We start from the raw sequence: 14492 nt of genomic DNA, 5'->3' as shown, positions 1-14492 counted from the left end.
GCTCGATCCTGAGGGTTCAACCCGCCCCGGCCTGTGCCTCCTGCAACACCCGCAACAGATTCCCGCCCCAGATAGCCGCCAGGTCCTGTTCGCTGTACCCGGCATCCAGCAATCGCTGGCTGACCCGGGGCAGTTGGCTCACATCCTCCAGCCCGATCACGCCGCCACCGCCATCCCAGTCGGCACCGATCCCGACGTGACGCGGGCCGACCACCTCCAGCACATGCAGCAGGTGTTTCATGAACACCTCCAGGTCCGCTCGCGGTTGCGGGTAGCGCCGGTCGATCTCGGCCCGTTCGGCAAACAACCCCCGGGCCTGCTCCGGGCTGAGCGCGGCGATGTTGCGAAAGCGCGCGCCCAGCGCGGCCAGGGCCTTGTTGCGTTCAGGGTTGGGCGTGAGCGGCACCAGGTAGTCGCTGTAAGCCGTGACCTGGATCACACCGCCCTTGGTCGCCAATTTGCGCAGGCGCTCATCGTCGAGGTTGCGCGGGTGGGCGTTGATCGCGTGGCTGCTGGAATGCGAGGCAATGACCGGCACTGTGGACAACACCAGTACCTGGTCGAGCACGGCGTTGGACGCATGCGACACGTCCAGCAGAATGCCCAGCCGGTTGGCTTCGCGCACCAGTGCCCGGCCTTTGTCATTCAGCCCGTGCCACTCGGGCAGGGCGGTGGCCGAGTCGGCAAAACTGTTGCTGGCGAAATGCACCAGCCCGAGCATGCTCAGGCCCTGGCGCTGGTAGGTGCGCAACAGCTCAGGGTCGGCCGCCAGCGGTTCGGCATTCTCCATGCTGATGAACACCACCCGCTTGCCGCTCGCGGCGATGCGCCGGGCGTCGTCGGCGGTGCGTGCCAGGGCGAACTGTTGCGGCTGGCGGTCGATCATGTCGCGGATGCGCTGCAGGGTCGCCAGGCCATAGGCACTGGCATGGGCGAGCCCGGCTTCGTCCCGTGGACCCTGGGGGGTGTAGATGGCGAAGAAGCCGCCATCCAGCCCGCCTTCGCGCATGCGCGGCAGATCGACCTGGCTGCCATCGATCTGGGTGTCGTGGCGCTGGTTGATGTCCCAGCCGGGGCGGGTCAGTTGCAAGGGCGTATCGAGGTGGCTGTCGAGGACCAGCAGGCGCTGATGCAAGGCGAGAGTGTCCGGGCTGACAGCGGTGGGCTCCGGCACGCTGGCGGCATGGGCCGTCAGGCTCGCCAGAGCAAGGGTGAACAGCATTGGCTTCATGGGGCAGGCTCCAGAAATCAGCGGCCGCGCCTGGCGGGCGCGGCCAGGGCGGTCAGAAGTCCACACTCAGGGTGGTCTGGAAGGTGCGCGGCGAACCCGGGCGGTACACCGCGGGGCCGGTGGTGCTGGTGAGGATGTAGCCCAGGTAGTCCTTGTCGAAGAGGTTGTCGACGTTAAAGCGCAACTTGACGCTTTTCAGCGCGCCGTTGCCCCAGGCTTCGCCGCCCAGGTCCAGGTAGGCGTTGTAGAGCGTGTAACCGGGGACCTGTTCGCTGTTGGTGAAGTTGCTGTAGCGCTCACCGATGTAGCGCGCCGAAAGGTTGAGGATCGCCCACGGTGTGATTTCCCAGGTGATGCCGGTCTGGCCCAGCCAGCGCGGGCTGTCGGGCAGGTCGTTGCCGCTCAGGGCCAGGCCCGCGGCGTCGTCCTGGAACTGGGCCCGGTTGTAGGTGAGGGCTCCGTTGAGGATCACCTGGCCACCCAGCACGCCGGGTTTCCACTGGCCGCTCAGTTCAGTGCCGTAGGCCTGCGCCTTGCCGACGTTCTGGTAGAAGGTTTCGACCTGGCTGCTGCCGGGCACCGGTGAGGCGAAGGCTTGCAGGCGGTTGTCGAAATCACTGCGGTACAGCGCCCAGGCGGCGTTGAACGTGGGGCGATTGAGGCGCCAGCCAAGCTCGTAGTTCTTCGCCCGCTCCGCTTCCGGCGCCGGTGCCTGGGGGCTGGCGGCACGGTAGATGTCGTCGGCGCCACGCGGTAATGCCATGTTCTCGGAGTACGAGGCGAACAACTGGCTGCTGTCGGTGAGGTTGTAGACCGCCCCCAGTTGCGGCAGGAAACCGTCGCGCCAGGTCGTCGACAGGCGCGGGTTGCGGCCGTTGATGTAGTCGCCGGCGTTGCGTTGGCCTTCGATGCGGTAGTCCAGTTCGAGGCGCTTGAACCCGTATTGCACGAGCAGGCGGTCATCGAGCAGCGCCCAGGTGTCTTTCAGGTGCAGTTGCAGCGAGTCACGGGTGGAGGTGAAATCACCCTGCAAGTGCACCGGCTCGTTGCGTAACGGCTCACCCGCCGGGCTGCCTCCGACGAGGTTGTAGCGCGCCTGCAAGCGGTTGAAGACGTCTTTCTCGGCCCACACGCCGGCTTCCAGGCGATGGGCGCCGAGGTCCCATTGCAAGCCGGTGCGCGCGCCGTAGCGATGCCCGCTGAGTGCCGAGAGTCCGTACTGCACGCCCCGTGGATCGACCAGCCCGGGCACGTTGCTCTCGGCATTGTGCAGGGCCAGCGAGGTGGCGTAGGCCTCGGGCGATACGCCGTAGCCGCGCTTGCCCTCGTAATAGAGCGTGGCGTATTGGCTCAGGTTGTCGTTCAGGCGGAATTGTCCGCCGAGGCTGTAGAGCGTGTCGCGGCGCTGGTTGATGGCTTGCTTGTAGTACTGGTTGTAGCCGCTGTTGCTGTACGGCACGCCCGGCGCGGTCTCGGGCAGGTCGGGGAGGTAATCGAGGTAGGCGAAGTCGCGCCCGGAGCGGCCAAACGCGTCGTTGGCGGTGCCGTGGTACTGCGCCAGGCTCACGTAGGGCGAGTCGTAGTCGAAGAACGAGTTGTGCACCGCGCGGAGCCAGACGCTGTTGTCCTCGCCGAAGCGGTAGCGGACCTTGGCCTCCAGGTGTTCGCGGTCGATGGTGCCGGGGCCGCGCCACAGGTCGCCGTCGATCTTCGAGCGGCTGACATAGGCCGACAGCCCCTGGTGTTCGCCGGTCTGCAGACGCACGAAGCTGCGCCGCAGGCTGTCGCTGCCCAAGGTGTAGGACAGGCTCGCACCCGGCTCCGGGGACGGGTCGATGGTCTGGTAATCGACATAAGGCCCGAGCGAGGCATAGCCGGACTGGGTGACATCACCGGCACCGGTGGAGGCGGTCACCCGCTCGGTGTTCTCGTTGTCCACGTAGCGATAGATCGGGCTGCCGCCGAACTGGTCGCTGCGCCCCAGCGGCACGCCGTCGAGCGAGAAACCGATCTGTTGCAGGTTGAACGCCCGCACGAACACCGAATTGCCGAACTCATAAAGGCCCAGCGCATCGTTGACCTGCACGTTGAAGCCGGGCAGGGCTTCGAGCATTTTCAGGCCCGAGGTGCCTGCGGGCGCTGAAAGCAGCGCCTGGTGCGAGATGCTCAGGGTGTTGCTGATGCGGTCTTCGCCGATGGCGGCGCTGGCTTCGGTGACGCGGGCACCGACCACCTGGACCTTGTCCAGGGTGGTATCGGCGGCCCAGGCAGGGGCGGTGAGCAGGCCGCCGACCAGCAGGCCGGGCAGGTGTTTGCGCGAGAACAGCGGGACGTGGTGAATCATGAGCGATCCTTGCCAAAGAGTTCCATCAGCGCCCGCTGGCGCCGTGGGCGAACAGCCGCAGGCTGTCGGGAAAATCATGCGGGGCGTATTCGGGCGCGGGGGCGGGACGATCCCGAACCGCCCGCACGTGCCGAATGGCTCGTGCGCACGTCAGGGAGGCGGGGGAAAACGTCGGGGCATGGATAAAACTCCGGGTCGGTGAAGCGCAGTGGTCTACTGGCCGTTGTTTCCCACCTTGAGCAACGAGAGCCCGGGATTTTCAGTCAATCATTTAGAACATCTTGTCAGGTGGCTATAACCACTGGCGGGCGCTGGCACGCTGATTCAAGGCGAGATGGAGGGGCAATTCAGGTGCACGCCAAGGAACCGTTGGGCGCGGCGCATATATGCAAAACTTTCATGTCTCTACGATTTTTTATTCTTTTTCAGCGTGATTTCCCTGGGGCACACTCGACCCAACTGCCAGGGAAGCAGTCAACCGATCCCTTGACCGGCCACCACCTTCTTGTCCGATGGCGTGCGCAGTCCCTCAGAAGATTGTCAGACCATGGATGTGGAAAACCTGCCCAAACAGCAGACCGTAACCCGTATTTTTCGCGAGCATTACGCCTGGTTGCACACGCGCCTGGCGTTTCGCACCGGCTGTCGCCACAGCGCCGAAGATCTCGCCGCCGAAACCTTTCTGCGGGTGTGGATGCTCCCCGACCCAGGCGCGATCCGCGAGCCGCGCGCGCTGTTGACCACCATTGCCCAGCGCCTGATGTACGAAACCTGGCGGCGCCGTGACCTGGAAAAAGCCTGTCTGCAGGCATTGGCCCTGGTGCCGGAAGAATTCCAGCACTCGCCGCAGGAGCAACTGATGCTCATCGAGAGCCTGGTCGCTATCGACCGGCTGCTCGATGGCTTGTCCAGCCAGTCGCGCACGGTGTTCGTGCTCAGTCAGCTCGAGGGACTCACCTACGTGCAGATCCAGGGCCGCCTGGGATTGTCCCTCGGGCGCATTCATCAACTCATGGCCCAGGCTCTGCGCTGCTGTTACCGAGGGTTGCAAGCATGAACGAGCAGCGTCTCGACGACCCGGTGGCGGAGGAGGCCATCGACTGGATGGTGCGCTTGCAGTCGGGTGACTTCGACGATCACCTCTACGCTGAACTGGAGCACTGGCGCAGCCGTTCCAGCCACCATCGCCAGGTGTACCAGCGCCTGCTGGCGGGGCTGGCGCAGTTCCAGCAATCGCCGTGGCGGGGTCGCGCCAGTCAGCCGTTGTTGCGCAGTCTCGAACAGTCCGATGGTCGCCGCACCTTCCTGTGTACGGCGTTGGGTCTCAGCCTGCTGCTGGGGGGCGCGGGCTGGCTGGCCAGTTCGCCCCAGGACGCCTGGTGCGACGGGCGCGAGCCCAGCACCTTTCGTGGGATGATTGCCGGCAGACGCTGGAGATCCTCCAGCAGAGCCCGCCGCTCAACGTCGTGCAAGTGACTGGCTAGCGCAGAAGGTGTAGGCCTCTAAAGCGCCCTCAACATCCGCTCCACCTGCTGCACTTCCCACTGGCTCATGAACTCCACCGGGTTGGTGCCGTATGGGTGCGCGGTGTCGTACAGATAGGCGGCGCCTTCGGGGTCGTAGCAGCGATCGCAGTGGCTCAGCCGGTCGCCGTCGTTGTGCAGGGTGAACACCCAGCCATCGACTTCCACGGTCAGCAGCCCGCCGCCACTCTCCAGCCAGCCTTGCTCACCGATCCGGCGCATCGGCCGAATGCCCTGGGCGATGTCTCGAAGAATCTGGTAGGCCTCGCGGGGTTTCAGGGTCGGGGTCGTCACGTTGGGCTGCTATTCGGGGGATTTTGCGGGAGGTTACAGGAGGGCTTTGTGCGGTTTCCAGTTCGCGAGGCGATTCTGTGGCCCAGTCGAGGCTACGATGAAAGCCTGGTCGCGAAGGGTGTGAAGTGATGATGAGGTTAGTGCTGTGGGCGTTGCTGTTGATGCTGGCGCCGCTGCGGGTGTTGGCTGCCGAGGACGGCGCTTGCGCCGAACGCGCCGGTTCCGCCTGTTTGCGGTCATTCGAACTGCCGGAGCAGGCGGGGCGCATGAGCTTCTACGCATCGGATTCCGCCCCTGCGCCGCAGTCGGTGCTGCTTGTGATGCATGGTCACCCACGGGACGCCAATCGCAGTTTCGAGGCCGGCCTGCGTGCGGTGCGCGAGGCGGGACGATTGGCCGACACCCTGGTGGTCGCGCCGCTGTACCAGGTGGCCGACGCCAACCGTTGCCACACCCGTGGCGTACCGCTTGCGCAAGCGGGCGACGCGCTGTGGACCTGCGCCGGATGGCTCGCGGGCGAACCTTCGCTGGGCCCTCAGCCGATCGGCGCCTTCGCCGCCCTCGACGCGCTGCTGGTGGAACTGCACAGGCAGTGGCCGAGCGTGCGCAGCGTGACCCTGGCCGGGTTTTCGGCGGGGGCGCAGATGTTGCAGCACAGCATCGGTTTCGCCGCCGATCCGCCGGCGAGCATCGCGGTGCGTTATGTGATCGCCGATCCGGGCAGTTGGCTTTATTTCGATCCCGTGCGGCCTTTGCCCGAGGGCGGATGGGCCGCGTGCGCTGCTGGCTGTCGTTTCACCTTTCAGGTGCCCGAAGCGTGCCCCGGCTATGACCACTGGAAATACGGCGTTCAGGCCTTGCCTGGCTATCTTGGCCGCAGCGCGGAGCAGGCGCGGGCGCGCTATGGGGCGACGGCGGTGGATTATCTCGAGGGCGCGCTGGACAGCAGCACCGCGAAAGGCGCGTTCTACCCGATTCTCGACACATCCTGCGCGGCCATGGCGCAAGGCCCTTTCCGTTTGCAAAGGGGCCTGGCCTATACGGCCTACGAGCAAACACTGCTTAAACCGCAACGGGCCCGGCGAATGATCGTGGTGCCGGGGTGCGGGCACGATGTGACCTGTGTGTTGCCTTCCGAGGCGGCGCGGGCGGTGTTGTTCGGGCGCTAGGCCGACGTCCGCGGTCATTGGCTCACTGCTGTGGGCCGGCTAGATTGGCTACAGGTCCGATCATTTCCAGGGAGTTTTCATGCGCGCTCGTCAACTCGGTATCCGCGTCGGTGTCGGTACGCCCGGCGAATTCAATGCCATCACCGATGTGCCCGGTGTTCGTGTCGGCCACAGCACCGTGCTGGCCAACGCCGCCGACGGCAAGCAGGTCCGCACTGGCGTCACGGTGGTGCAACCGCGGGCCGGCGAGGCGCGGTTGCAGCCATGCTTCGCCGGCGTGCATGTGCTGAACGGCAATGGCGACGCCACCGGCCTGGAGTGGATTCGCGAGGCCGGCCTGCTGAGCACGCCCATCGCCATCACCAACACCCACAGTGTCGGCGTGGTGCGGGATGCGCTGGTGGCGGCCGAACGCGATGCGCTGGCCGACCCGTCGGTGTACTGGTGCATGCCGGTGGTGATGGAAACCTACGACGGCGTGCTCAACGATATCTGGGGGCAGCATGTGCGCCCCGAGCATGTCCGCGAGGCGCTGGCCGACGCGAAAGCCGGGCCGGTGAGCGAAGGCGCGGTGGGCGGTGGCACCGGGATGATCTGTCATGAGTTCAAGGGCGGCATCGGCAGCGCTTCGCGCAAGTTACCGGCGGCGCAGGGCGGCTGGACGGTCGGCGCGCTGGTCCAGGCCAATCATGGTCAGCGTCAGCAATTGCGCGTCGATGGTTATCCGGTGGGGCGGGTGCTGGATGACCTGCCGTCGCCGTTCGCCGCGCGTGGCGAACCGGGCATGGGCTCGATCGTAGTGGTCATCGCCACCGACGCGCCGCTGCTGCCCCATCAGTGCCAGCGCCTGGCGCAGCGCGCCACCATCGGCATCGCCCGCACCGGCGGCGGCACCGAGGACTCCAGCGGCGACCTGTTCATCGCCTTCTCCACCGCCGACCAGCAACTGCCCCCGGCCGGCTACGGACGCCAGGGCATCGCCTTTTCCCAGGCGGTGCAGATGGTCAACAACGACCATATCAGCCCGTTGTTCCTGGCCGCGGCCGAGGCGGTGGAAGAGGCCATCGTCAATGCACTGCTGGCCGGCACCGACATGTGCAGCGCCGAGGGCGTGCTCGTGCCGGGGCTGAGTGGCGAGCGCCTGTTGAAGGCGCTGCGCGAGGTGGGCTGGCGCGGCTGAGTCTGGCGGCGTCGGCGCCGGCGAAGCCTTCGGCGGGTGCGTGGCGTGCGGCGCTGTACGGCGCCGCTTGCAGCGCCGGCCGGCCATAGAACAGCAACGCCGTCGTCCAACTGGTCAGCCAGACAAAAATCCCCGCCCAGAAGGTGTGCGACATGTAGTGCCAGCCCTGCAGCACCCGGGTGGTGCCGTAGATGAACCCCACCACCAGAATCGCCACCAGCAACGTGCGCGCATGAACCCAGCGGTGCCGCCGCGCGACGAAGTACAGGGCCAACAAGGTAAAGCCGCCGGACGCATGCCCGCCCGGCCAGCACCGACCGTCACCTGCCTTGTCCAGCAAACTGAAGTGATCGAACCATTCGAAGCGCGGCTGCGCGCCGCCATACAGCGTGGTTTCCACCGGGCAGTACACGCCGGTGTGGCTTTTCAGGTAGTGAATGACCGCGGTGCAGAGGGCGAAAGCCACCACCACAAAGACGAAATCGCAGCGATGGCGGGCGGTGAAGCGCAACACCGGGGCGATCCGCGCGGTTTCCAGCAGGCGCACCGGCGCCGTATGGGAAAACTTAGCCAGGCCAGGCCAGAGCAATGACAGCAACATTCCGATGATGGCCGCCTCGCCGGTCCAGTCCGGCAGGATACGCGGCCATTTGTGGGTCAGCTTCTCGAACAGTTGATCGTGAAAAAACAGGAACTGACCACTGGCCGGATCGATCAGCAGGTTACTGATCCAGCGGTCGAGGTTGCTGAGGTCGAACAGCAGGAACACCGCCACAGCCAGTGCCAGCGGAACGCCCAGGTTGACCAGATAGAAGCGGCTGCGGGATGGAGACGGCATGCTCAACTCCCTGCGCGAGTAACGAGTTTCTGCCACTGCTCGGCATTCATCTGCCCGAGAATCCGCGCCTTGCCGTTGTTGCCCATGGAGACGAACAGCGCACTGGCGTACTCGCTGGAGCGCTCCCCGCCAGGCACTTTCAACTGCCGCTCGACACGGTCGATGCAGCCGCTGTGGGTCACCAGGACCAGGTTATAGCCGGCCTCCTTGTGGCTGAAGGCGTTTTTCGCGAAGTCGCGGTCGCACTGGCCGAGCCAGTCCTGGGTGGCGATGGCCTTGCCGAACAGGAAGTGCGCGGTCTGTTGGGTGCGCACCTCGGGGCTGCTCAGCAACTCGGCATGCTGCAGACCGAGTTGCGCAATGCCTTTGCCGACCTCGGTGGCTGACTGGCTGCCGGCCACGGTAATCCCGGCGGGATCGCTCAGGCAGGTATTGTCCGAGCGGTCGCAGCGCTCGGCGTGGCGGATCAGCACGATCACCGCGCCTTTGGCCCATTCGCTCAAAAGGCCGCTGCTGTTCATCTGTTGCTCACTGCGAAAGTCCATGACCCGTGTCCGAGTTGCATACCAGGTAGAGAAACCGGCGAGCACGACCAGCATGCCCGTCACCACGGCCAACGCCCTCGTGGACAGTCGTCGGCGTCGGTTGGCCGGGTGGGGAAGGTCGGGATGGGTGATTGCGCCTTGCAACATGAGGTCACTCCGGACAAAAAGACCGGGCACCGCCGAAGAGCAGGCCCTGGGAATGACGGCACTGTAGGGAGCGGGGTGTTGAGCGGGAGTGAAGCGGATGTGAAAAATGCCTTGAGGTGGGGGGCGCGATTCGGTCGGCCTGGTATCGGTAGGAGCGAGCTTGCTCGCGAAGCGCTGCAAGCCTCTGCGCGCAGTCTGATTGTGTTTTCAGGTGAGCGCATCGCTGAGTCTGATGGCTCCAGAGGGTGATATCGATGGTTTATAGATCAACGCCTTTGGTTCTTTTTCTTACGGAGCCAGCGCTTTGGCTGCCATTCAACCGGGAAGGCAAATAAGTGAAGAAGCATTGATGCTAGCGCAATCCACACTAGCGCTGGATGATCCTCGTGCAATTGAGGAAAGCATCCATAAAACATAACGCAGCTTTGCTCCGCAATCTTCATGTGAAATGCGGCCGCAACCAAGTTCAGGACGACGCTGCAACAAAAAATCCAAAGCTTAAAATTGTTCCCTGAAAAATAGATTTTTGAGGCGTATGCGATAGCAAGCCCGAGAAGTGTGCAGCAGGTAAACAGCAAGGTTGTCACTTGTCTGGTTCCTCGATGGAATGATCCAGCGTCATGCCAATGGGGTATATCCCGCTTGAAGCCACCTCATCGCCACGTCGCCGTTTTGTCACATCCCAATCTCGTAAATTGTGAACACGTTTTTGATGACGTTCGTTAAATTATAATTGCCACAGTTTGTTCTTGATTTTCCGAAGCCAGCCCTTCGGTGTCCAGCGTACCGGTGAGGCGAAACAGTGAAGGAATAAATACAAAAGTGAGGTCCAGGCTATGATTGGATAGTCTTCGTGCAAGTGCGGAAAGCAACCCAGAAAAATAATGCATTTTTGATAAACTATCTTCATGTGGGTGAAGATGAATAGTAAGTTGAAGAACACGCAAAGAAGGAAGGTGTAGAATTTCAAGTTCTCAGATGAAAAGTACAGCCTGAGTAGATAGACAGCTACTAGGCATCCTGATGCGATCAGAATAAAAAACAAGGTAGTCATTTGTTTGGCTCCGGATATGGGTTTTCTCTTCCGCTCCGCCTAAATCCCGCAGCCCGTCGTCACTGATGGCCTTTCCGTGCTCAATCGCATCTACGCCATACTCAGCTTGAAGCGCCCGTGTAGCGATACGTCGCCTATTTTCCATATTTCAATTGCGTGGATGAAGTTAGTCAGGCTCGTTATGTTCGCACGTTGATCACGATTTTCGAATGGTATTCGTTACATTAGTCTTTCCATACCTTGTTTCTCTTCTTTCGAAACCAACGCCTGGGTTCCTGATTCGAAGGAATGGCACATCCGTGTAGCACTGCACAGATAAATGAGGCCCAAGGGAGTGCTGGATAGTTTTTATTGATGTCGACAAGGCAATGATAAAAGGTGATACACCCTTCATTTGATATTCTCATATAGAAGAAGCAAAAAAACAGGTTGAATAGCACGCATGGAACATATTGTCTGTTTTTTATTCGTTCGCCTGAGAACCGCTGTTTTAGATAAAAAGCGCAGCCTACACTGCAGAGTGCAAGTAAAAAGAATCCTGCGGTAGTCATTTCTTCAACTCTTCGCTGATTTGAAGGATGGTAGTCGCGTCTGAAGCGGCCTCGACAGCAAGAGAGCTTTTGCTCATCATTTTGTATGCACTTGCGTAGTCTGAGTCGATGTATCTAAATAAGCGCCAACTGGTTGATTTTAACTTCCTTCTGAAAATTGCATACATAGAAAGCTTGATCGTGGGCGGTGTTGCTGATGCTGGTCATCTGGTGGTCTACCGACAGCACCAGGATCTGGTCGGTGTGCCCGGCCTGGCATTTGTTGCCGATGGAATCCTGGGTGGAGCAGCCGGCCGAGATGAGGTCCATTGTGTTGCCCTTGATGGACAGGTAGCTGTGGGTAGCCATGGTCGAACTCCTTGTAGGCGGAGTTCGCAGCCTAGAGACCGAACACGGGGTGCGTCTGTGGGATGTTTCCTAAAGTTAATCGCGAAAAGTTTATGGTTTGTCGTGTGGCCCGGTAAGACTCATGACGTCCCTGTCGTGCCGGGTGGTTTCAGCCGGCACGACAGGCGCACGGCACTAACAAATCCGCGGCAACTGCTCCCCCACCAGCCAATCCACGATCCGCCTCCCGCCAAACCGCGTATGCATTTGCACGAACCCGTGTTCGTCGGCGATGACGGTGCCGATGCGGGCGGCGTTCTGGCCCAGGGGGTGGGCGCGGAGGGTGCGCAGTAGGGCGTCGGCGTCCTGTTCGGCGCAGATCGCCACCAGCTTGCCTTCGTTGGCCACGTACAGCGGGTCGAGGCCAAGCAGTTCGCAGGCGGCTTCGACCTGGGCCTGGACGGGGATGGCGGCTTCGTCGAGGAGCATGCCGACGCCCGACTGTCCGGCGATTTCGTTGAGGGTGGTGGCCAGGCCGCCACGGGTCGGGTCGCGCAGTACGCGCAGGCCGGGGGCGACGGCCAGCAGGGCGGCGACCAGTTCATGCAGCGCCGCGCTGTCGGAGCGGATCTGGGTCTCGAACTCCAGTGACTCGCGCTGCGAAAGAATGGCCACGCCATGCTCGCCGATGCTGCCGGAAAGCAGGATCACGTCCCCCGGCCGGGCGCGGTGGCCGCTGGTGTCGATGCCGGCGGCGACCACGCCGATGCCGGTGGTGCTGATGAAGACGCCGTCGCCCTTGCCGCGCTCGACCACCTTGGTGTCGCCGGTGACGATGGCCACGCCGGCCTGGCGGGCGGCGTCGCCCATGGCGTCGGCGATGCGCTTGAGGTCGCCGAGGGGGAAGCCTTCTTCGAGGATGAAGCTGGCCGACAGGTACAGCGGCTGCGCGCCGCTCATGGCGACGTCGTTGACGGTGCCGTGCACCGCCAGGCTGCCGATGTCGCCACCGGGGAAGAACAGCGGCGAGATGACGTGGGCGTCGGTGGCCATCACCAGCCGCTCGCCGGGGTTGAGCATCGGCGCGAGGGTGGCGCCGTCGTTGCCCTGGCGCAGCCAGGGGTTGTCGAAGGCGCGCAGGAAGATCTCGTCGATTAGTTGCGCCGAGGCGCGGCCGCCGGCGCCGTGGGCCATTTCGATCTGGCCGTCGCGCAGGTTGAGCGGGCGTACGTAGCCGCGTTTGACCGTGGAGCGGGCGTTCATACGGCGTGAACCTCGATGTCTTTGTAGCGCCCGTAGGCGTAATGCGCGGCGCACGCGCCTTCATTGGAAACCATGCACGAGCCGACCGGGTTTTCCGGGGTGCACACCGTGCCGAACAGGCGGCAGTCGATGGGCTGTTTCTGCCCGCGCAGGATCGGACCGCAGTCGCAAGCCTTGTGGTCGGGCACCGACTGGTAGCGCAGGGCGAAGCGCGCTTCGGCGTCGTGGCGGGCGAAGGCCGGGCGGATCTGCCGCGCGCTGGCCGGCATCTCGCCAAGGCCGCGCCATTCGAAGCTGTCGCGCAGCTCGAAGACTTCCTCCATCAGCGCCTGCATCGGCCGGCTGCCGTGGTCGCTGACGGCGCGGATGAATTCGTTTTCCACCTCGGCGCGGCCGTCGTTGACCTGCTGTACCAACATAAGAATGGCCTGCAGCACGTCCAGCGGTTCGAAGCCGGCGATCACCACCGGCTTTTGGTAGCGCCGGGCGAATTCGCCGTAGGGCGCCGCGCCGATCACCACGCTGACATGCGCCGGACCAATGAAACCGTCCAGCGCCACCGCCTGTTCGGCGGGGGTGTCGAGGATGTGGGCGATGGCCGGCGGGGTGAGGACGTGGCAACAGAGTACGCTGAAGTTGTCGAGGCCGCGCCGGGCGGCTTCGCGGATCACCAGGGCGGTGGGCGGCGTGGTGGTTTCGAAGCCGACGGCGAAGAACACTACTTCGCGGCCGGGGTTGGCTTCGGCGATTTTCAGCGCGTCTTGCGGCGAGTAGATCATCCGAATGTCGGCGCCAAGGGCCTTGGCCCGCAGTAGCGAGAGCCCGTCGGAGGCGGGCACGCGCATCGTGTCGCCGTAGCTACAGAGGATCACCCGCTGTTCCAGGGCCAGGCGGATCGCCAGGTCGATGCGCCCGATCGGCAGCACGCACACCGGGCAACCGGGGCCGTGGATCATGCGCATGTTGCCCGGCAGCAGGTCGCTCACGCCGTAGCGCGAGATGGCGTGGGTGTGCCCGCCGCAGAATTCCATGAAGCGGTATTCGCGGTCGGTGCGGGCGGCTTCGCGGATGCGTCCGGCGATCTGCCGGGCGAGGTCGCCGTCGCGGTATTCGTCGATGTACTTCATGGCTGTTGCGCCTGATCGAGTTCGTTGAACATTTCCAGGGTGCGCCGGGCTTCTTCCGGGTCGATCAGGCCGAGGGCGTAGCCGACGTGGACGATCACGTAGTCGCCGATCTGCGCGCCGCTGACCAGTGCCAGGGAGATTTCCTTGCGGATGCCGCCGAGGTCGACCAGCGCCTGATCGTTGTCGCGCAGTTCCACCACGCGGGCGGGGATGGCTAGGCACATGCGGGGAGGTCCTCCAGTGGCAGGGCGCTGTGACCGGTGAGGTCGACCCAGTGCGCGGCGACCCAGGCCTGGCCGACGGCCAGACCGGCGTCGCCGCAGGAAATGTGGTTGGCGCTGAACACCTGGCGGCCCTGGGCGCTGAGGTGGTGTTCGAGGCGTGCGCTGAGCAGGCGATTGGCGAAACAGCCGCCGCCCAGCAGCACCGGCAACTCGCGGGACTGGCGCCCGACCTGATCGGCCAGGGCCGCGGCGAGGGTCAGGTGGAACAGCGCGGCGCCTTCGCCGACCCGGCCTTGATCGGCCAGATCGAACAGCCGCGCCAGCAGCGGCAGCAGGTCGAGGCGGCCATCGTCGCGCAGCCACCAGAGGCCATCGACGCGGGGCGCTGGCGCCTGTTGCAAATACTCGCTGGCGCGTTGCTCCAGGGCGATCGCGGCTTCGGCTTCGAACGCCTGGCGAACGCTCAGGCCGAGGATGCCGGCGGCGGCGTCGAACCAGCGTCCGGCGCCGCTGCTCAACGGGCAGTTGAGACGGCGTTCGAGCATGCGCGCCACGGTGCTGGCGGCGGGTGCGCCGACCAGCGCATTCAGGCGCGGGCCGATCTCGGCGTCGCGGCCCAGCAGGTGCAAGGCCGCGGCCATCAACCGCCAGGGTTCGCGGGCGGCGATATCGCCA

The 14492-nt window shown here is 64.0% G+C and carries 13 protein-coding genes and 2 pseudogenes; 4 read left to right on the top strand and 11 right to left on the bottom strand.

Annotation, left to right across the window (positions count from 1 at the left end):
• Positions 1-16: 16 nt before the first annotated feature.
• On the bottom strand, positions 17-1231 hold the full coding sequence (locus tag NTD82_RS17705) for a dipeptidase (protein ID WP_262129624.1): 1215 nt from the start codon (positions 1229-1231) through the stop codon (positions 17-19).
• A 52-nt stretch (positions 1232-1283) separates the two neighbouring features.
• Positions 1284-3575, bottom strand: coding sequence for a TonB-dependent receptor (locus NTD82_RS17700; protein WP_095156670.1), 2292 nt, complete (start codon positions 3573-3575; stop codon positions 1284-1286).
• 547 nt (positions 3576-4122) lie between these two features.
• Between NTD82_RS17700 and NTD82_RS17695 the strand changes: the two genes are divergently transcribed.
• Together NTD82_RS17695 and NTD82_RS17690 are read left to right on the top strand one after the other, a co-directional pair.
• Positions 4123-4632: a sigma-70 family RNA polymerase sigma factor gene (locus NTD82_RS17695; protein ID WP_095156671.1), complete on the top strand. Its 510-nt coding sequence runs from the start codon at positions 4123-4125 to the stop codon at positions 4630-4632.
• Positions 4629-5051: a FecR/PupR family sigma factor regulator gene (locus tag NTD82_RS17690; RefSeq protein ID WP_262129623.1), complete on the top strand. Its 423-nt coding sequence runs from the start codon at positions 4629-4631 to the stop codon at positions 5049-5051. Before NTD82_RS17695 ends, NTD82_RS17690 begins: the two co-directional genes overlap by 4 nt.
• A gap of 26 nt (positions 5052-5077) precedes the next feature.
• On the opposite strand, the gene NTD82_RS17685 is transcribed toward NTD82_RS17690, so the two are convergent.
• Positions 5078-5392, bottom strand: coding sequence for a hypothetical protein (locus NTD82_RS17685; RefSeq protein WP_095156673.1), 315 nt, complete (start codon positions 5390-5392; stop codon positions 5078-5080).
• 128 nt (positions 5393-5520) lie between these two features.
• On the opposite strand from NTD82_RS17685, the gene NTD82_RS17680 reads away from it, so the two are divergent.
• On the top strand, positions 5521-6561 hold the full coding sequence (locus NTD82_RS17680; RefSeq protein ID WP_262129622.1) for a hypothetical protein: 1041 nt from the start codon (positions 5521-5523) through the stop codon (positions 6559-6561).
• A gap of 79 nt (positions 6562-6640) precedes the next feature.
• The gene (locus tag NTD82_RS17675) at positions 6641-7741 is read left to right on the top strand and encodes a P1 family peptidase (RefSeq protein WP_262129621.1); all 1101 of its coding nucleotides are present in this window, start codon (positions 6641-6643) and stop codon (positions 7739-7741) included.
• Here the strand turns inward: NTD82_RS17675 and NTD82_RS17670 are convergent.
• The 8 genes and pseudogenes from NTD82_RS17670 to NTD82_RS17640 all read right to left on the bottom strand — a co-directional run.
• Complete coding sequence (locus NTD82_RS17670; RefSeq protein ID WP_262129620.1) at positions 7629-8579, bottom strand: phosphatase PAP2 family protein; 951 nt, start codon at positions 8577-8579, stop codon at positions 7629-7631. The genes NTD82_RS17675 and NTD82_RS17670 overlap by 113 nt on opposite strands.
• A gap of 2 nt (positions 8580-8581) precedes the next feature.
• Positions 8582-9271: a histidine phosphatase family protein gene (locus NTD82_RS17665; RefSeq protein WP_262129619.1), complete on the bottom strand. Its 690-nt coding sequence runs from the start codon at positions 9269-9271 to the stop codon at positions 8582-8584.
• Between the two features lie 1601 nt (positions 9272-10872).
• Positions 10873-11043, bottom strand: coding sequence for a DUF4225 domain-containing protein (locus tag NTD82_RS29380; protein WP_410017065.1), 171 nt, complete (start codon positions 11041-11043; stop codon positions 10873-10875).
• Positions 11044-11065: 22 nt separating this feature from the next.
• Positions 11066-11224 (bottom strand): annotated as a pseudogene (gene tssD, locus NTD82_RS17660) (type VI secretion system tube protein TssD); the annotation flags it as partial.
• 174 nt (positions 11225-11398) lie between these two features.
• Positions 11399-12466, bottom strand: coding sequence for a hydrogenase expression/formation protein HypE (gene hypE / locus NTD82_RS17655; protein ID WP_262129618.1), 1068 nt, complete (start codon positions 12464-12466; stop codon positions 11399-11401).
• Positions 12463-13593 carry a hydrogenase formation protein HypD gene (gene hypD / locus NTD82_RS17650; RefSeq protein WP_262129617.1) on the bottom strand — a complete coding sequence of 377 codons (1131 nt, stop codon included), beginning with the start codon at positions 13591-13593 and terminating at the stop codon, positions 12463-12465. The genes hypE and hypD overlap by 4 nt, the downstream gene beginning before the upstream one ends.
• Positions 13590-13817: a HypC/HybG/HupF family hydrogenase formation chaperone gene (locus NTD82_RS17645; protein ID WP_095156680.1), complete on the bottom strand. Its 228-nt coding sequence runs from the start codon at positions 13815-13817 to the stop codon at positions 13590-13592. Before NTD82_RS17645 ends, hypD begins: the two co-directional genes overlap by 4 nt.
• Positions 13808-14492 (bottom strand): annotated as a pseudogene (locus tag NTD82_RS17640) (carbamoyltransferase HypF); the annotation flags it as partial. The gene NTD82_RS17645 and the pseudogene NTD82_RS17640, both read right to left, overlap by 10 nt.

Origin of the sequence: Pseudomonas sp. 5P_5.1_Bac1, from assembly GCF_025466015.1 — a bacterium.
Classification (GTDB): Bacteria; Pseudomonadota; Gammaproteobacteria; order Pseudomonadales; family Pseudomonadaceae; genus Aquipseudomonas.
The sequence above is the reverse complement of the archived record's forward strand: the minus strand, read 5'-3'. Positions and strand labels throughout refer to the sequence as shown.